Here is a 17,578-nt window from a genome sequence, read left to right on the forward strand (position 1 = left end):
TAAAGGCTAGTAGCTCACGTCAAAAGGTGTCTGTAAACTAGATTGCGTACTTTCTAATTCTTCAGTTACAGCTTTTATTTTTTTGCGAGTGTCATCGATTTTGAAGAGTAAGTTTATTTCTTGCTCTTCATCCTCAATAGATAAAAGCTGATGTTCGGTTTCTAAGTTACTCAACTGTATTTGTAGTTTGTGTGCTTGCTCTGCAAGTGCATCAATTACGTTGTAACTTAGTTGGTTATTTTTGCTTTTTACTGGTTTAACTGTCTTCATCGTACGTTTGTACTCCTTAAATTATTTAAAAAAACTATTAAAAAGTACTTGACAGGTGTTTTGTGGCAACTTAGAATTCGTTTTGATTAAACACAAAGTTAAATACCTACCAAGTATTCTCGTTATTGAATGTTGCTGTAAGTGGTGAGAAACTATAGCAATTTATTCAATGAACTTGCCGATTATAACATAAAATAATTAAAAGTCAACTTTTATTTAACAAAAGGGTTCTTATTCCCTTGAATCACTTCAATTTTGTTATTTCTCCACTGCTCTTTGTCATTGGAAGGGTAATTATTTGCCCATTTCAGCATTAAAAGCTCTAACTCATGATCTGGTAACTGGTATTTCCAGATCATATAAAGGATAGAACGGGCAATTTTTCCCTTGGCATAATCTCTAGGTTCGACTCCATTTTTTGAGCTTTCAAAATCACATTTATCTTCCGGGAAGCGCATTACTTCCCCTGGGATTTCAATAAACGGTAATTTTCCCCGGCTGCTGTTATAACGGGCTAGGGCAGGCCAAAGATTATGTAGATCTGAACTTACCTGTTTGTAGGCTTCTGTATCGCAATTTTTGCGACTTTCACAGCCATTGGCTTGTGCTATCCAGTGTGCCGGGTAAATATGCTCTACAGTGACTTTTTGGCCAGCTTCTTTGCTGACGGCACAATAAAGTGTGTGATAGCTTTGGTTATATAATTGGGGCCAGAATATTTCATCCCGGACACGTTCATATTCACTGTCATTGGCTAGGTTAGATATACTGGTTACTGCCAAAATAACCGGCAAGAATTTCATCCAATATCCTTATTTGAGAAATGTAATAATTTATGAATTGTAGGTTTTGATAGTCAAAAAAGGTAGGTCGAAAAAAGCTGGCGGGTACTTTTCGGGTACTAAAATAAAACCCTTTATAACCTATTGATTGTAAAGGGTATTGTTTGGTGGGGCGGGGCGAAACCCGGACTAATATCTTTTAAATATGGGATCCCAAAGCTTGTTTTACTAATGTTTGAATTGTAGTTACACCGACTACAGATGCTCCTTTTAATAAAGCAGCACCTACTGAGCTTTCTTCTTTTAGGCTCTCAGGAACTGAATTAAGAGCTAAAAGGCCTTTAGGGGATAATGTCGCTTGAACAGAGTAATTGCCTTTCGGATCAATATCGGTCCATACATATCCTGCTTCTTTCAGCCATACAAGCGTATATTGGGCTATTTGAAACTCAATATCTGACATGTTTATTGTATTGGGGTCATCTATCGGATAATACTGTTTAACTTTTTCACCCAGGTCGAGCCGCGACAGTTTTGCAGGCAAAGGGAAAGTTCTATAGCACTCTCCAAGAATCTCTGCCACTGCTTGATTAAACATTTGTATATTTTGCATAGCTTTCTTTGATTTTGTTGGTGCACTTTTGGTGCACTTATTATCGGATTTATGCGTATAAATGCGCTTTTTCTTGTTGTTTTTATTTTGCGTTATGCTCAGTTGTGAGTATAAATCACTGAATAAAAAAGAAAAATATGGCGACCTCGGAGGGAGTCGAACCCACGACCTGCCCCTTAGGAGGGGGCTGCTCTATCCAGCTGAGCTACGAAGTCACACTTGAGAAGGCAAAGATTATCAAATATTTGTCGGCAGTAAAGGGCTAAATGGTATTTTTTTCACTTTACTGCCTTATGTTTATATCTTTTGAGCGATTTGTGTGCGATTTTTATCCTCGGTTGGGGTGAAACTATTCTATTTATCCTGGATTTACTCTTTCGTTTTTTCCTAATAGAGAATAATCAATAACGAACAACCAGATCGTTTACCTGAATATTGCCCAGCAAATGATCATCGGTTGTGGTCGCGCTCGCACTTTGGCGGTTAACTTGAGTGACTTTGACTTTATAAGAGCTGACATTAAAGCCGGCATATTGTTTACCGTTATCTGCTTCAAAATTATTCAGGTGTAATAAGGAGAATTCATCACCAATCTTAACACCGTGCTGGCTGCCTAAGTTGAAGGTGAGTTCATTGCCGCTGACCTTGACGATTTTACCCCGGGTGGGCTCGCACATCATGTTTTCATCAAGCAGGCGGACAAATTCATTCAGGGTTTGCTCTGTCATTAAGCCATAGTGGCTTTGCCAAAAATCCCTCCCGGCTAAATCTACTACCTGACGGCGGCCAAAGGTCCAGGGAGCTTTTCTTTGATATTGCTTTTCCAGGATCATCTCGCCGTTGATGCCGTTATATAAATAGAAAGACAAACCTAAGTGGCGGTCATAAATGTTTTCCTGCCAAAACTGCCACTGGTTGTTATTTTCATTGGCAAAAGACAAGTCGGCTATTTCTGTAAACAGTATGTACTGGCTGTCGGTGAGATTCGCCAGCGACATACTCAGGGCTTTAATTTCTTCGTATGCCAGGCTTTGGTTAAGTCTGGAAAAATTGGTTTTGTTTTTAAGGGCAAGCTTGGTTTTTATATACTGGCTGTCTGATTTTAATTTTTTAGACAGTACTTTCATTAACATGGCATCAAGGGCATAGATCTCGCCGATATTGGCCTGCTCCCTGTGTATTAAGTTGCTTTTGGTTAAGAGCAGGGACTTGCTAAAATCAGCAGAAAAGCATTGTTTTTCCTGCGGAAAGATATCTGCCCGGATAGTGATGTTTACTTGGTTACCGCTATAGCTTTCATCAACGATTTCTATGGAGTTAACGCTGCCGCTGGCCCTAATGCTCAGTTCATCCTGTAACAGCAAACCGTTTACCACTTGCTGAACGCTTGATACCGAAGCTCCCGCGACTAACAGGGCTTTTTTCAGGGCATTTTCCATCGCCTGTGTCCGCGCAGTGGCCTTATCATTGTCGAGGATAAAAGCTTGCCCCTGCGTTTCATACCACTGACTGTTCACGGAAAAACTCGAGACAACTAAAGCAAATATAACTAGCCATTGACGCATATTGATGTCACTTCTTTGAGGGATCTGTTCATGCTCTATCAATATGCAGGTTTTGTGCCTGTTTGATTATTTACTGTTGAGGGGCTTTTGGCATGGAATATGCCTGCTTATAGCCGTAGTGAGGATTCGGCTAATCAACCCTGTATTGTTATTTTAGCCGGCGGGTTGCTTTGCAATAAAGAGTTTATCAGGGCAGGGAGCGCGAAGCTGGAAAGCAGAACGAAAGTTTGTAAAACAAATCTGGCGCTACGTTGTTGCAGATGTCAGATAATTGACATAAAAGCTGAGCAGCTGAAGCCTTGGTTTATAGCACTAAGTTGGCTCCCGGGTATGGGAAAGCAGGGTTTTACTCTGCGCCGGTATATAAACGCTAATGATCATAACCTGACAATAATGTCTGTGGTTGTAGTATTGAAACATATGGTAAAGATTATGAATAAAGTTAACGGTAAAGTGATATTTCTGACCTTGTCTCTGGGGTTGGTCTCTGGCTGCTCTTCGGTTTATGATAAGCATGTGTCATGGGAGTCGGTTGAACCGGAAACTTTTCCGGTGATCCATGCGGTAGGTTATGCGCCTATCAGTTTACAGAAATCCGAGCATGAAACCCAGCGTATGCTGATGGCGATAAAAGCGTCCAAATTGGCGGCTTATGCCGAACTGGCAGAGCAGGTATACGGTCAGCAAGTAAGCAGTAAGGTCTCTATGGCGGATTTATTGGTCCAGAACAATCAGCTGTCGTCTTCGGTACAAGGGGTGATCCGCGGGGCTAAAGTTGTCAAAAGTTATGCTGTTGGCGATACCTATACCACAGAAATGACTTTAGATTTTAAAGAGGTCTATGATATTTATCTGTCCTTTAAGCGGGATAAAAAAATCAAAAGCGTCAGATACTACTAATTAGTGCTGGTCGTATTGCCGGCAATGCCGGCTGTTGCTGGAGTTTCTTTAGATGGTGCCTGAAAAGATCAGGCTTTTAATCCTAAACTGCTTAAGCCGCCGCTTTTTTTCCCTTTGCTGTCATAGGTAAGCGAGGTTTTGCTGTGACTTTCAAGCAGGCTGGTTTTCATGCGTTCAACGGTTAGCTGGGATTGCTGGATAATTTGACCGTTTAGCTGGTTTTGCTTTTGGCAAGACTCCAGCACTGAGGCGATTGCCTTTAATTCTTCACTAAACTTGCCGTCTCTTTTATCCTGAATAAATTGCCTGTTTTGGCCAATGTGGCTATCCAGGGTTTGAATGGCCATTAACAGATCATTTTTTTTCGCGGTAACTTCATTAAGCGCATCGGGAGATTGCTTGATGATAATGTCTTTTTCACTTTGCAATAATGTTTCTAATGCCTGCAACTGGGATAATTGCCGGGCAAGGAGTTGTTCTGGGGTATTGTCAACAGACATAAAACCGGTGCCTTAGATTAGGAAGTTACAGCAAATTAAACTCAAAGTTGGAGATGCTGGCCGCCAGTTTCTCCGGGTTGACTTTATATTCGCCGGAAGAAATGGCCATTTTTAATTTTTCAATTTTCTTTTGATCCATTACCGGTGCATCCGCCGCTTTTTTCTGCAACTCAGTCAGCTGTTTTGCCTGTGGGGTAATAGAGACAGAATCCTGGCGGGCAAGTTTTGCCTGCTCGGTGCTGGCGGCTTGTGCGCCGTCGCTTTTTACCTTTGATTGTTGTTCAAGGTTTTGCTTAACTTGATTGTTCGCATTCAAGTTGTTGATATTTATGGCCATAATAAGTTCCCATGCAACTCGTCATTTTCTACTATCTTGTTATCGGCAAAACTTGAGATAACTTTAGAAAAATTATAAATCAATTATTACCTGGTTAATAGCACTAATTCTGGCGCTGATGGTTTTACCTGAGCGCTTGTTTTTAACCCTGATTTGTTCACCGATATTACCGTCTTTAAGGGCGATGCCTGAAGTTTTAATGGAAAAGCTGTCTGAGCGGGCAACAATAGTGACACTGTCGCCTTTGCATACCATGCAGATATTGCGTTTGGTAATTAAGGTGCCCTTTGAAATAGACCTTTTAGCTTTGCCGCCAATCAGGTTATCGGTATTATCCTGCCATTCACCGCGTATTTTCTTTTGCTGGTGGTAGACTAATTCAAGGTTGCTGTCGTCGAGTAAGCTGCCTTTGCTGATATTTTCTTTGGCAACGACAACCGCAATGGTGTTGATGATTTTCACCGGCAGATAAATGTACCATGACTTTGAATCAACACAACTTATTTTAACATTTACGTTTCGGCTGTTGTGATTTTCAGGTATATTTGCCTGTAGTGGTGATTCGCATGGTTTGATCTGTATCCTGGGGTCTATCGCGGATACTATCACTTCCATTTTTCCGTTGGGCGGTGCGGTAATGTGTTTTTCAACATATTGTTTGGCAAAATTTTCGATATAGGACCTGTCAAAAGTCATTGAATGAACTGATATTGATATCAAAGTGACTAATGATAAAAATGGTAGAAAAATCTTTATTTTGCTCATAAATTTTATGTTCTATATGCTAGGGAAATACAAATACTGGACTATGCTTAATTTAAGCTAATGTAATTACAATTTGTGTCAAATAAAAGGCACATATCTTCGAATTTACATTTACTATCAAGAAATGTGCCTTCTCTAATTCTTTTATAAATGAGGGGCATGGTTCGAAACGAGGTTTTTATGGCAGGCATTTTAGATTCAGTGAACCAGCGAACTCAGTTGGTTGGACAAAACAGACTCGAATTATTGATGTTTAAATTGGTGGGCAGACAGCGGTTTGGTATCAATGTTTTTAAAGTGCGGGAAGTACTGCAATGTCCTCGTTTGACCAATTTACCCAAGCAAGATAAGTATATCAAAGGGGTTGCCCATATCCGGGGGCAGACCATTTCGGTGATTGATTTAAGTAAGGCCACCGGCGGTCCTGAGATAGAGCAGACCGATGATTGCTTTATTATAATTGCCGAGTATAACCGCAGTGTTCAGGGCTTTTTAGTTTCCGGGGTGGAGCGTATTATCAACATTCGCTGGCAAGATATTTTACCGCCGCCTGAAGGGGCGGGGAAATCCAGTTATTTAACCGCGGTCACAGAAATTGACGAAGAAATGGTGTCAATTTTAGATGTCGAGAAGATCTTAAATGAGATCAGTCCGGTGTCGACCGAGCTCAGTGAAGAAATTGTGGATGAAACGGTTGGTGAAAGCATAGGTGATAAAGTGATCATGATCGCCGATGACTCCACCGTTGCCCGCAACCAGGTGCGCCGGGCATTAGAACCTTTAGGTTTAAATATGGTGTTGGCCAAAAATGGTCAGGATGCCCTGGATCAGCTTAAGGCCATAGATGCCGAATGTGAGCATGCTATCGGTGAAAAAGTCGCCCTGCTGATCTCGGATATTGAAATGCCGGAAATGGACGGTTATACCTTAACCGCTGAAATTAAAAGTAATGAAAGGTTGCGTGATATGCCGGTGATCCTGCATACCTCCCTCAGTGGTGTTTTTAATAATGCCATGGTGGAAAAAGTGGGGGCCCAGGATTTTATTCCCAAGTTTCATCCGGACGAGTTGGCAACTGCCGTGAAAAAATGGTTGAAACTTGACTAGAGCGTTAATGTTGGCAGTAATTAAACAGGCAGGTGCATATAGTGTTATCTAAGGAGCTTGATGATAAAAGCTATCATCAGTTTAGAACTTTTCTCGAACAGCAATGCGGCATAGTGCTCGGGGAAAACAAGCAATATCTGGTAAAAAGTCGTTTAGCCCCTTTGATGGCCAAATTTGAGGTCGCGACCTTAGGCGCCCTGGTCAGCAGAACCCTGTCTCCGGTAGAGCGGCAATTACGTGCCGCTGTTATCGATGCCATGACCACTAATGAAACCTTATGGTTTCGCGATGATTATCCTTTTGAATTATTAAAAAAACGTCTGCTGCCGGAATTTACCGGCCGCAGGACGCCGGTAAAAATATGGTCGGCGGCCAGCTCTTCCGGGCAGGAGCCCTATTCCATTGCCATGTCGGTGCTGGAAATGCAGCAATCCCAGCCGGGGGCTTTTCCCGGCGGCGTACAAATCACCGGCACCGATATCTCCAATACTATGCTTGAGCATTGCAAATATGGTCATTACGACAGTTTGGCAATCGTACGCGGTTTGTCGGCGGAAAGGAAACGTCAGTTTTTTGAACCGGGCGACAATGGCATGTATAAGGTCAAAGACCAGGTCAAAAAAATGGTCAGCTTCCGCCAGCTAAACCTGCTGGGCAGCTATAGCCTGATAGGGCGCTTTGATATTGTTTTTTGCCGTAATGTGCTTATCTATTTTTCCCCGGAAATTAAAGCCAAGATCTTGAGTCAAATTCATGGCTCCTTGAATAACAAAGGTTATTTATTTCTCGGCGCTTCTGAATCTCTCTCCGGACTCAACCAGGATTTTGACATGCTGCGTTGTAATCCCGGCATCGTTTACCAGAAAAAAACGTAAATTTGACGTTCAGCCTTGGCATAATTATTGAATGAGTACTGTCATCTAATTGGAGGTGGCAGTATGGCTATTAATCTTGACAAGGCATTTGGACTTCACGCAGACGGGCTGGTATTACGCTCAAAGCGTGCAGAAGTCATTGCCAGTAATATCGCAAATGCGGATACTCCAGGGTATAAAGCAAAAGGTATGGACTTTCAAAAAGCCCTGGCCCAGGCCTCCCAAAGACAATCTATGGGTATGACCCGCACCAACGAAAAACATTTTGATGTTCGCATGGAGCTCAATAATGGTGTGGAGTTTCGGGTACCTGATCAGCCGGATACCGGTGATGGTAACACCGTAGATGTACAAGTGGAACGAAACTTGTATCTAGAAAACTCATTAGAATACCAATCAAGCTTTCAATTCCTTAACGGTAAAATCAAGGGACTGAAAAAAGCGATCACCGGAGGGCAATAACAATGAGCCTGTTTAACGTTTTTGACATTACCGGCACTGGCATGAGCGCACAATCCGTGCGTTTGAATACCACGGCAAGTAATATTGCAAATGCCGATAGTGTCAGCAGTAGTATCGACCAAACTTACCGGGCACGGCATCCGGTTTTTGCCGCAGAGATGCAAAAAGCTGCCGGGGGGCAAAATGCTTCCGTTGGTGTGAATGTCCTTGGCATAGTCGAAAGTGATAAACCGCTTAATGTTGAGTATTCTCCCGAACATCCCATGGCTGACAGCGACGGTTATATTTATAAGCCTAATGTCAATGTCATTGAAGAGATGACCAATATGATTTCGGCGTCGCGCTCTTACCAGACCAATGTCCAGGTGGCGGAGTCGGCAAAAAGTATGGTCACGAAAACCCTGACCTTAGGCCAAAGGTAACTGATTAGGAGCGCAATATGGTGGATACAGTAAGTGGTGGTAGTGCCCTAGACAGTCTGCGTTGGCAACAGGAGAGTTATAAAGTTGCCGAGAAAGACGACGGAATGCTGACACAGGAAGACTTCTTTGCCTTATTAACCAAAGAGCTTTCCTATCAGGATCCGACCAAGCCGGTGGAAAATAACGAAATGATTTCGCAAATGACCGCTTTTTCAACCACAGACGGGGTCACCCAGTTAAATGATCAGTTTACTGACTTTGCCTCTTCTATGTCTTCGGGGCAGGCTTTGCAAGCCTCGTCCCTGGTGGGGCGCAGTGTTATGGTGGAAGATAACAGCTTTACCCTGACAGAAGGTGAAATGCCAAAAGGTAAATTAATTACCGAAGAGCCTGCCAGTAGTGTCGTGATTTATGTGGAAAATGCTGCCGGTGAAGTGGTGCAGACAGTACCGGTAGGCAATATCGGTAGCGGTGAGTCTTCTTTTACCTGGGATGGTACAGAGTCAAGTGGTTATGCGGCGCCTCCCGGGGATTACCGTTTCCGTGTTTCCGCCCTGGTTGACGGCAAGGCCTCGGAATTGCAGGCCATGACTTATCGCAAAGTCGACAGTGTGACCCTGGCAGGTGCCGGTGGTAATATTTTATTAAATTTAAATGGTGGTAGCTCAATGGCGTTAGCTGACGTTGTTGAAGTATCCGAAGGTTAATCCAAAGTAGTTTTTCTGGAGTGTAATTATGTCTTTTAATGTAGCCTTGAGCGGGTTGAACGCTGCTCAGAAAGATCTTGATGTAACGTCTAACAATATCGCCAACGTGAACACCACGGGCTTTAAAGAATCACGTGCCGAGTTTGTCGATGTGTATGCTTCTTCTTTATTAGCCTCGGGTAAAACCAAAGTTGGTGACGGTGTATTAACCTCGGAAGTGGCCCAGCAATTCTCCCAGGGTAGTGTACAGTTTACCACCAATGCGCTGGATTTAGCGATTACGGGCAACGGCTTCTTTTCTACCGTACCGACCCTGGACAGTGTCGATAAGTCCTATACCCGTGCCGGTGAGTTTAAACTGAACGACAGTAACTTTATTGTGAACTCTGCCGGAGAGTTCTTATTGGGCTTTCCGGTGAATGCTGATGGCTCTTCCGCTTCAGTCAGTTTAAGTACGGCAACGCCGATACAAATCCCGACGTCTTCCGGCGCGCCGACCCAGACCAGTGAAGTGGATATCAAAATGAATTTACCGGCAGGAGATTCCGTTGTCGGACCGCTGGCGGAGTTCGATGCCACAGATCCGCTGACCTATAACCATTCTACCTCGGTTACTATTTATGACTCGCTTGGTGACAGCCATGTGATGACCTATTACTTTGTCAAAGAAGCCCCGGTAGGGACCACGAACCCCTGGGTGATGTTTGCCGCTGTCGATGGCCAGTTGGTGGACATAGATCCTGGCGCAGGACCGGCATTACCTGTCGGTGGTGGTACCCCGGCCACTGTGCCGACGGTTAGCGGTGCCCGCCTTAATTTTGACTCATCAGGTGATTTTATTTCACAGGAACCCTCTCTGGCTAATGGTGGTATAGTGACCACGGCCTTAGGTACCGACTCTTCGGGTAATCCTTTACTTGTTAATGGTTCCGATATTACCCAAACTGTAGAAATTGATTTTAACATCGATACAACCGGGCCTAATGCCAATGAGCCAACTCAGTTTGCTTCAAACTTTGAAGTGACGGCGTTAGAGCAGGACGGTCTGGCTGTGGGCCGGTTAACCGGTATTGAAATCGACAGCGACGGTCTGGTACTGGCCAAATACAGTAACGGCACTTCGACCCCCTTGCAACGTATTGCCCTGGTTAATTTTGCCAATGAGCAAGGGCTGACCCAAATCGGCGGTACCTCGTGGAAGGAAAGTGTCGCCTCGGGTGAAGGCTTGGCGGGCGAAGCGGGCTCAGGAACCTTTGGTACCATTAACTCGCAGGCCCTGGAGCAGTCCAATGTTAACCTGACTACGGAATTGATTGATTTGATTTCTGCCCAGCGTAACTTCCAGGCGAACTCAAGGGCACTGGAAGTGGATAACCAGCTTAACCAGACTATCTTGCAGATCCGGTAGGTTTATTTTCTTAGTGGTTAACCCGGAAGTTTGCTTGAGCTTTCGGGTTTTTTTATACATGGATGTATTTCAGCCTGTTCTTCAGGAGAAGAGAGCTCCCGGCGCCGGCGTAAGCTAAGCACCTGCATCCTGTAAGTAATCTTGCGATCATATGGATACAAAGGAGCAGGGGGTATGCTCAGGATGAAGGGCATGGATGGCAGCATGTCAGCCGAGGAATGGCGATTGGCTCTTTACTTAGCTGTTCAGCTTTAGTACTGCTGGTATTTTTTCTTTATAAACACTTCATTTAATTCTTTTCTTTTTTTTGGCACTCTTGTTGCATCATTAACCATATAGTTTTAATTGACCGGAATTCATTATGGATAAGATGCTTTATATTGCCATGAGTGGCGCCAAGCAGAATATGCAGGCCTTATCAGTGAATGCCAATAACCTGGCAAACGCAAAAACCACGGGCTTCAAGGCTGATCTGGCGCAGGCGCGCTCGATGCAGGCCTTTGGTGAAGGCTTACCGACCCGGGTTTTTACCAGTACCGAACGTGCCAGCCAAAACTTTGACAGTGGTGCTTTACTCACCACCGGCCGTCCTTTGGATGTGGCTATCGAAGGAGACGGCTGGTTATCGGTACAGGCAGAAGATGGCTCTGAAGCCTACACCCGCTCGGGCCAGTTAAGGTTAACGGCAGAAGGGGCGTTGGAAACCAATAACGGTGAGCTGGTTTACGGCGATCAAGGGCCGCTTTTTATCCCTTTGCCGGTCAATAATATTCAAATTACCCGTGACGGCATCATTATGATCCAGCCGGAAGGGGCGCCGAATGCGGTACAGGAAGAAGTTGGCCGGCTTAAGCTGGTGAACCCCGATAACCGCATGATGGAAAAAGGCAATGACGGTTTATTCCGTCGAAAAGATGGTGAAGTGGCTGAAGCCGATATTAATGTCAGTGTGCTTAGCGGCACGTTAGAAGGCAGTAATGTCAGCCCGGTAGGGGAGATGACAGAAATGATCGCCCTGCAACGGCAATTTGAAATGCAATTGAAAATGATGAAGACCGCTGAAGAAATCGATGCCAGTGCATCCTCTTTGCTGCGCGCTTTCTAACTTAACTTTACGAGGTGATTTATGAATCCTGCATTATGGATCAGTAAAACTGGCTTAGACGCTCAGACTAAAGATATCGCGGTGATTTCCAATAACCTGGCCAATGCCAGCACCGTAGGTTTTAAGAAAAGCCGTGCGGTATTTGAAGATTTACTTTATCAGACAATCAACCAGCCGGGCGGGCGTTCGGCGCAAGATACCGAAATGCCGTCGGGTTTAATGTTAGGTGCCGGTACTAAGGTAGTGGCGACCCAGAAGATGCATACCCAGGGGGATATGCTGACCACAGACAATTCTCTGGATCTGATGATCCAGGGGGAAGGCTTTTTTGAAATTGCGCTGCCGGACGGCACCTCTGCCTATTCTCGCAACGGTCAGTTTACCCTGGATGAAGAAGGCAATATGGTTACCCCTGGCGCAGGTTATCTGCTGCAGCCACAAATAACCATTCCGGAAGACGCCCAGGAAATTATTGTTTCACAAGACGGTGAAGTCTCGGTGCGACTGCAGGGGCAGGCAGAAAATGCCGTAGTCGGCCAGCTTAATACCATTAATTTTGTTAACCCCACAGGCCTGGAGCCGGTAGGGCAAAACCTCTATGTGGAAACCGCGGTCAGTGGTGCCCCACAGGAAGGTGTCCCGGGATTAGACGGTTTTGGCATGATAGTGCAGGGAGCGCTGGAAACCTCCAATGTTAATACCACAGAAGAGCTGGTTAACCTGATCGAAAGCCAGCGAGTCTATGAAATGAACTCTAAAGTCATTTCCGCGGTTGATGAAATGCTTAGCTACATCAATCAACAACTTTAAGCACTGAGGAGCCGGCTATGAAACTTTCCGTTATTACCGCCTTATTATTGACGTCACTCGTTACCGGCTGTGCCAGCACCGAGCAGGCACAGGTATTGCCCAATGACCCTGACTTTGCTCCTATCCTGCCGGAAGAAGAAGAAGACAGCATAATACCGACCGGTTCTTTATTTAAAGCCAATTATGTCAATAACATATATTCAGACTCTAAAGCTCATAAGGTGGGAGATATTATCTCGGTGATTTTAAGCGAGAGTACCCAGGCAAGAAAAAGTGCCAAAACCGAGATCACCAAGGAAAACTCTGCTTTGCTTGATCCCATCACCGGATTTGGCGGTAACGCCATTAACTTCAAAGGGGATGCTATTCAGTTCGGCCTGAATCAAGAGTCTGATTTTTCAGGAGATTCAAAATCAGATCAGGGAAATAGTTTATCGGGCAACATTTCGGTACATGTCTTGCGTGTATTACCCAACGGTAACTTGATGATCCGCGGGGAAAAATGGATGACCTTAAATAACGGTGACGAATATATCCGCCTGACCGGCATTATCCGCGCCAAAGATATCAGCTCGGATAACACCATTATTTCCAGCAAGGTGGCTAATGCCCGTATCCAATATGCCGGTACTGGTGCTTTTGCCGAGGTGCAGGAGCAGGGATTAATTACCAAATTCTTTAATAGTTCATGGTGGCCTTTGTAGGGTCTAAGGTTCAGGTGCTGTAATGAAAACGATTTTTCAATTTCCTGCTGTTAGAATGGCATTGGCTTACCTAGTGGTATGCGGCCTGATGATATATAGCCTGACGCCAACTTTGGTTCAGGCACAGCGTATCAAAGATTTGGCGGATGTTGCCGGTGTGCGTTCGAACCAATTAGTGGGTTATGGCCTGGTAGTCGGCCTGCCGGGCACCGGTGAGCAAAGTCCGTTTACCGAGCAAAGCTTTAAAACCATGTTAAGTAACTTCGGTATCACCATGCCGAGTAATTTAAAACCAAAGATTAAAAATGTTGCCGCCGTGGCGGTGCATGCCGAGTTGCCGGCCTTTACCAAACCGGGACAAAAAATTGACATAACCGTTTCTTCTATGGGCAGTGCCCAGAGCCTGCGCGGTGGTACCTTGATTCAGACTATTTTAATGGGTATTGACGGTAATGCATATGCGGTTGCCCAGGGCAGTTTAGTGGTAGGCGGCCTGGGAGCCGAAGGGCTGGATGGTTCAAAAATTGTCATCAATACCCCGACCGTAGGCCGTATTGCCAATGGCGCAACGGTCGAGCGGGAAGTAAAATCTCCCTTTAGCACTGGCGATCATATCACCTTTAATTTACGCAACTCTGACTTTACTACTGCCAAACGCCTGGCGGATACCATCAATGAGTTGATTGCCGGCTCGGCCAGGGCGATAGATGCGACTTCGGTAAGGGTTAATGCCCCAAGAGATGCTGCCGACCGCGTTGGTTTCTTGTCGGTACTGGAAAACCTGGAATTTGAACCAGACTCTCCGGCCGCGAAAGTGATCGTAAATTCACGCACCGGTACCATTGTTATCGGCTCTGATGTACGTTTGTTAGCGGCGGCCATTACCCATGGCGGTATTACCGTGACCATTAACGAGCAGCAGGAAGTTTCTCAGCCGGATGCCTTTTCTGAAGGGGATACGGTGACTACCACCTCGTCGATTATTGATGTACGCCAGGATGACTCGCGTATGTTTGTCTTTAATCCCGGGGTTACCCTGGACACCCTGGTACGGGCCATCAATGAAGTAGGTGCCGCGCCGGGAGATGTGATGGCGATTCTTGAAGCCCTTGATCAGGCGGGCGCTTTACGCGGCCAGTTGATCATTATTTAAGGCGGCTGAGGGTACTCTTATGACAACTGAACTGGCTAATGCACGTAACTTCCTGGAAATTAATGGCTTAAACTCCATTCGTCAGCAGTCCCGCGCCGATGATGAAGGTGCCAAGCAGGCGGCATTAAAAGAAGCGGCCAAACAGTTTGAAGGTATCTTCACGCAAATGCTGCTCAAAAGCATGCGCAGCGCCCAGGATGTGCTTGAGTCAGACAGCCCGTTCAACTCCCAAAGCACTAAGTTTTACCGGGATATGCATGATCAGCAGCTGGCGCTGGAATTGTCCGCCAACGGCTCTTTGGGGTTATCGGATTTGATTGTCCGCCAGCTTGGCGGCAGCGATGACTTTACCCCAAGCAGCGTGATACGCGGTGACGGCCAGTTAGACTCACGCCATATGGGGAACACTGGTGCGGCTAATGTTGCCGCCAATGTTGCCAATAAGGCCGAACAGTTTTTAGCGGCTGAGCAGGTGTCAAAAAATCGTCAAGTGGATATTCCTCTGGCTGCGGCCAGTAATAATACTGCACAAACAGAAAGATTTGAGCAACCGCAGGATTTTGTTACCGCATTAACCGAGCCTGCGAAAATGGTGGAGAAAAAGCTCGGCGTGCCCTTTGAAGTGGTGATTGCCCAGGCGGCGTTAGAAACCGGTTGGGGACAAAAAATCATCCAGACCCAAGAAGGGAAAAGCTCCAACAACCTCTTTAATATCAAGGCCGACAGCCGCTGGCAGGGAGAAAGCGCCACTAAAGATACCCTGGAATTTGAGCAGGGTGCTATGGTGAAGAAATCGGCGCCGTTTAGGGTTTATCAATCCCTGACGGAAAGCGCCCAGGATTACATTAATTTCCTTTCAAATAACGACAGATACCAAGCCACCCTAGAAAAATCTGGTGATGTGGAACAGTTCCTGCATAGTCTACAGAAAGCCGGTTATGCGACGGATCCTAATTACGCGAACAAGATTTTAGGCACCATGCGCAAAGTGACCAGCTTACTTAATAACTAACAGCAATCACTTAAAGCAATTTCTTAAAGCAGGCATGAACAAAAACAAGGCCTGTTGTTAAGGCTTGCATGTGCAGGAGCCCGGGTATGGCAATCGATCTATTTAATACTGGTACCAGCGGACTATTAGCGTCCCAGCAACAGTTAGCCACTGTTGGTCATAATATTGCCAATGTTAATACCGACGGTTACAGCCGTCAGTCGGTGGAGCAAAACCAGGCGCTGGGCAATTACCAGGGCAATAACCTGATAGGCTCAGGTACCTATGTCCAGGACATCTCCCGGGTTTTTAATTCCTTTACCTACCGCGAGCAGCTGATCACCCAAAACAATGCCAGTTATAGCAATAAATTAAGTGACCAGCTCGATCAGCTTGACGCTACAATGAGTACTTACGGCACCCAGATTTCCAACTCGTTAGACAGTTTTTATGGCGCCTTGCACAGTATTGCCGAGCAGCCGGATGATATTACCCTGCGCAGCATGGCATTAACCCAGGCCGAGTCGATAACGGTTCAGGTGCAGGATCTGCAGTCGAACATGACCAACTTGACCAAGACCGCCAATAATGAACTGGTACAAATGGCAGATCGCATTTCGGCGATATCAGCGGAAATCGGTCAGTTAAATGTCGAAATCTCCGGTATGCAGGCGGGTAATCTTAGCGGTGAACCCAATGATTTGCTGGATCAGCGCAACCGGCTGCTCAATGAGCTTAATGATTATGTCAAGGTGACCACGCTTGAAGATCCCAATAACGGCGTGATGACGGTGATGATAGGGGAAGGACAAACCCTGGTAGCCGGTACCACAGCGTTGTCTATGTCAGTGGTTGCCGGCGACCCGGATCCGTTAGACGTCCAGCTGCAAATGAACAGCATCAACAGCAGCTATACCCTGCAGGGAGATACTTTAGGCGGGGCGGTCGCGGCGGTGTTTGATTTTCGCGATAATACCTTAAAGCAGGCTTCAGCAGATATCGACCTGCTGGCGATGAGCATCACCGATACCATGAACCAGGTCCAGGCAGATGGTCTGGATCTCAATGGCTTGCAGGGGGCAGATATTTTTGCCGATATCAATACCACCTCGGCAACCCAAAGCCGCTCTATGGGTCATAGTGATAATCCCAGTGCTACTTCCCTGGCAGTGACGATCACCGATATGACTTTAGTGACCACCGATGAATATGAAATGAAATATAACGGTGTCAACTACGAGTTAACCAATTTATCAACCGGCACTACGACCGCCTTAGGGGCTACAGGTGCCGGACCTTTTGCCATCCCTGCCTTGGGCATTGAGATCTCTGAAGTGACTCCCGGAACGGCGATGGACGGCGACACGTTTCTTATCCGGCCTACGCAAAATGCGGCTGAAGATTTTAAAGTCAACTTAACGGATCCCGAGGCGATTGCTGCCAGCTCTCCCATTCAGGTGACTGCCGATGAAAATAATGTCAGCGCCGGTAGTGTCACTATTACCGATATTACCGACCCGGTATTGGCGCAAACCTTTGCCCAGACCAATGCCCCTATTACCGTAGATGTTTATGAAAGTGCTCCCGGTGTTTTTAGTTATCAGGTAACTGATTCAACCGGGCCTTTGCTACCACCTGTGACCGGTACCTATCCTGCCGGCGGCTCTTCAGGCCCTATTACCATAGCAGGCGCTGGATTTGAGTTTGAAATTACCGGTGACCTGGCAGGGCTTGGCCCCAATGCCAGGGAGCAGTTTGTCATTGGTGACGCCTTCGGCGCCGGTAACGGCAACAATATGTTGGCGATGGCCGCTACCCAGAATGAGGCGGTGGTCAACGGCAGTACGCAAACTTTTGCCCAGTTAGTCGCCAGCAGTGTTTCGACCGTGGGCTCTGAAGCATCTTTGACAGAAAACCAGGCACTGACCGCAGATGCCATGTTTGAACAGGCACAGAGCCGGCACCAGGCCGTATCCGGGGTTAACCTCGATGAAGAAGCCGCCAATATGCTCAAGTACCAGCAGGCTTATCAGGCATCGGCGCAGATCATTACCGTTGCCCAAACTATTTTCGACACTATTTTATCGTCAGTGCGCTAAGGA

General features: G+C 45.9%; 20 protein-coding genes and 1 tRNA gene. 13 read left to right on the forward strand and 8 right to left on the reverse strand.

The features are described 5' to 3' along the window. Positions 1-6: 6 nt before the first annotated feature. The 5 genes from QL234_RS03935 to QL234_RS03955 all read right to left on the reverse strand — a co-directional run bounded on the left by QL234_RS03935 (position 7) and on the right by QL234_RS03955 (position 3,230). Complete coding sequence (locus tag QL234_RS03935) at positions 7-270, reverse strand: hypothetical protein (RefSeq protein WP_281556543.1); 264 nt, start codon at positions 268-270, stop codon at positions 7-9. A gap of 212 nt (positions 271-482) precedes the next feature. After that, the gene (locus QL234_RS03940) at positions 483-1,073 is read right to left on the reverse strand and encodes an endonuclease (RefSeq protein WP_281556544.1); all 591 of its coding nucleotides are present in this window, start codon (positions 1,071-1,073) and stop codon (positions 483-485) included. Positions 1,074-1,251: 178 nt separating this feature from the next. Then, entirely contained in the window at positions 1,252-1,665 is a 414-nt protein-coding gene (locus tag QL234_RS03945) for a hypothetical protein (protein ID WP_281556545.1), read from the reverse strand. A gap of 138 nt (positions 1,666-1,803) precedes the next feature. After that, positions 1,804-1,880, reverse strand: a tRNA-Arg gene (locus QL234_RS03950). Between the two features lie 186 nt (positions 1,881-2,066). Further along, on the reverse strand, positions 2,067-3,230 hold the full coding sequence (locus QL234_RS03955; protein WP_281556546.1) for a flagella assembly protein FlgT: 1,164 nt from the start codon (positions 3,228-3,230) through the stop codon (positions 2,067-2,069). Between the two features lie 432 nt (positions 3,231-3,662). On the opposite strand from QL234_RS03955, the gene QL234_RS03960 reads away from it, so the two are divergent. Further along, complete coding sequence (locus QL234_RS03960; RefSeq protein ID WP_281556547.1) at positions 3,663-4,130, forward strand: LPP20 family lipoprotein; 468 nt, start codon at positions 3,663-3,665, stop codon at positions 4,128-4,130. Between the two features lie 68 nt (positions 4,131-4,198). Here QL234_RS03960 and QL234_RS03965 read toward each other — a convergent pair whose 3' ends face one another. The 3 genes from QL234_RS03965 to flgA form a co-directional block, all read right to left on the reverse strand. After that, the gene (locus tag QL234_RS03965; RefSeq protein ID WP_281556548.1) at positions 4,199-4,630 is read right to left on the reverse strand and encodes a flagellar protein FlgN; all 432 of its coding nucleotides are present in this window, start codon (positions 4,628-4,630) and stop codon (positions 4,199-4,201) included. Between the two features lie 25 nt (positions 4,631-4,655). After that, positions 4,656-4,967, reverse strand: a complete 312-nt coding sequence (flgM, locus tag QL234_RS03970) for a flagellar biosynthesis anti-sigma factor FlgM (RefSeq protein ID WP_281556549.1) — start codon at positions 4,965-4,967, stop codon at positions 4,656-4,658. A gap of 72 nt (positions 4,968-5,039) precedes the next feature. Next, entirely contained in the window at positions 5,040-5,663 is a 624-nt protein-coding gene (flgA, locus tag QL234_RS03975; protein WP_281556550.1) for a flagellar basal body P-ring formation chaperone FlgA, read from the reverse strand. A gap of 249 nt (positions 5,664-5,912) precedes the next feature. Here flgA and QL234_RS03980 point away from each other — a divergent pair, with 249 nt between their 5' ends. The 12 genes from QL234_RS03980 to flgK all read left to right on the forward strand — a co-directional run bounded on the left by QL234_RS03980 (position 5,913) and on the right by flgK (position 17,575). Next, the gene (locus QL234_RS03980) at positions 5,913-6,839 is read left to right on the forward strand and encodes a chemotaxis protein (RefSeq protein WP_281556551.1); all 927 of its coding nucleotides are present in this window, start codon (positions 5,913-5,915) and stop codon (positions 6,837-6,839) included. Positions 6,840-6,880: 41 nt separating this feature from the next. Beyond that, positions 6,881-7,714 (forward strand): protein-glutamate O-methyltransferase CheR, encoded by an 834-nt coding sequence (locus tag QL234_RS03985; protein WP_281556552.1) that lies wholly within the window; start codon positions 6,881-6,883, stop codon positions 7,712-7,714. A gap of 63 nt (positions 7,715-7,777) precedes the next feature. Continuing rightward, positions 7,778-8,176 (forward strand): flagellar basal body rod protein FlgB, encoded by a 399-nt coding sequence (flgB, locus tag QL234_RS03990; protein WP_281556553.1) that lies wholly within the window; start codon positions 7,778-7,780, stop codon positions 8,174-8,176. A gap of 2 nt (positions 8,177-8,178) precedes the next feature. Further along, the gene (flgC, locus tag QL234_RS03995) at positions 8,179-8,598 is read left to right on the forward strand and encodes a flagellar basal body rod protein FlgC (RefSeq protein WP_044830647.1); all 420 of its coding nucleotides are present in this window, start codon (positions 8,179-8,181) and stop codon (positions 8,596-8,598) included. A 17-nt stretch (positions 8,599-8,615) separates the two neighbouring features. Then, the gene (locus tag QL234_RS04000; protein ID WP_281556554.1) at positions 8,616-9,305 is read left to right on the forward strand and encodes a flagellar hook assembly protein FlgD; all 690 of its coding nucleotides are present in this window, start codon (positions 8,616-8,618) and stop codon (positions 9,303-9,305) included. Between the two features lie 28 nt (positions 9,306-9,333). Next, positions 9,334-10,713 carry a flagellar hook protein FlgE gene (gene flgE, locus QL234_RS04005; RefSeq protein WP_281556555.1) on the forward strand — a complete coding sequence of 460 codons (1,380 nt, stop codon included), beginning with the start codon at positions 9,334-9,336 and terminating at the stop codon, positions 10,711-10,713. Positions 10,714-11,074: 361 nt separating this feature from the next. Continuing rightward, complete coding sequence (flgF, locus tag QL234_RS04010) at positions 11,075-11,818, forward strand: flagellar basal-body rod protein FlgF (protein WP_281556556.1); 744 nt, start codon at positions 11,075-11,077, stop codon at positions 11,816-11,818. Between the two features lie 21 nt (positions 11,819-11,839). Beyond that, the gene (gene flgG, locus QL234_RS04015; RefSeq protein ID WP_044830650.1) at positions 11,840-12,628 is read left to right on the forward strand and encodes a flagellar basal-body rod protein FlgG; all 789 of its coding nucleotides are present in this window, start codon (positions 11,840-11,842) and stop codon (positions 12,626-12,628) included. Between the two features lie 17 nt (positions 12,629-12,645). Beyond that, positions 12,646-13,332: a flagellar basal body L-ring protein FlgH gene (gene flgH, locus QL234_RS04020; RefSeq protein WP_281556557.1), complete on the forward strand. Its 687-nt coding sequence runs from the start codon at positions 12,646-12,648 to the stop codon at positions 13,330-13,332. Positions 13,333-13,387: 55 nt separating this feature from the next. After that, a complete protein-coding gene (locus tag QL234_RS04025; protein WP_281556949.1) occupies positions 13,388-14,485 on the forward strand; it encodes a flagellar basal body P-ring protein FlgI in 1,098 nt (365 codons plus the stop codon). A 19-nt stretch (positions 14,486-14,504) separates the two neighbouring features. Then, positions 14,505-15,497 (forward strand): flagellar assembly peptidoglycan hydrolase FlgJ, encoded by a 993-nt coding sequence (gene flgJ, locus QL234_RS04030; protein ID WP_281556558.1) that lies wholly within the window; start codon positions 14,505-14,507, stop codon positions 15,495-15,497. An 86-nt stretch (positions 15,498-15,583) separates the two neighbouring features. Then, on the forward strand, positions 15,584-17,575 hold the full coding sequence (gene flgK / locus QL234_RS04035) for a flagellar hook-associated protein FlgK (protein WP_281556559.1): 1,992 nt from the start codon (positions 15,584-15,586) through the stop codon (positions 17,573-17,575). The last annotated feature ends 3 nt before the right edge of the window (positions 17,576-17,578 follow it).

Source organism: Thalassomonas sp. RHCl1, from assembly GCF_947387555.1.
GTDB lineage: Bacteria > Pseudomonadota > Gammaproteobacteria > Enterobacterales > Alteromonadaceae > Thalassomonas.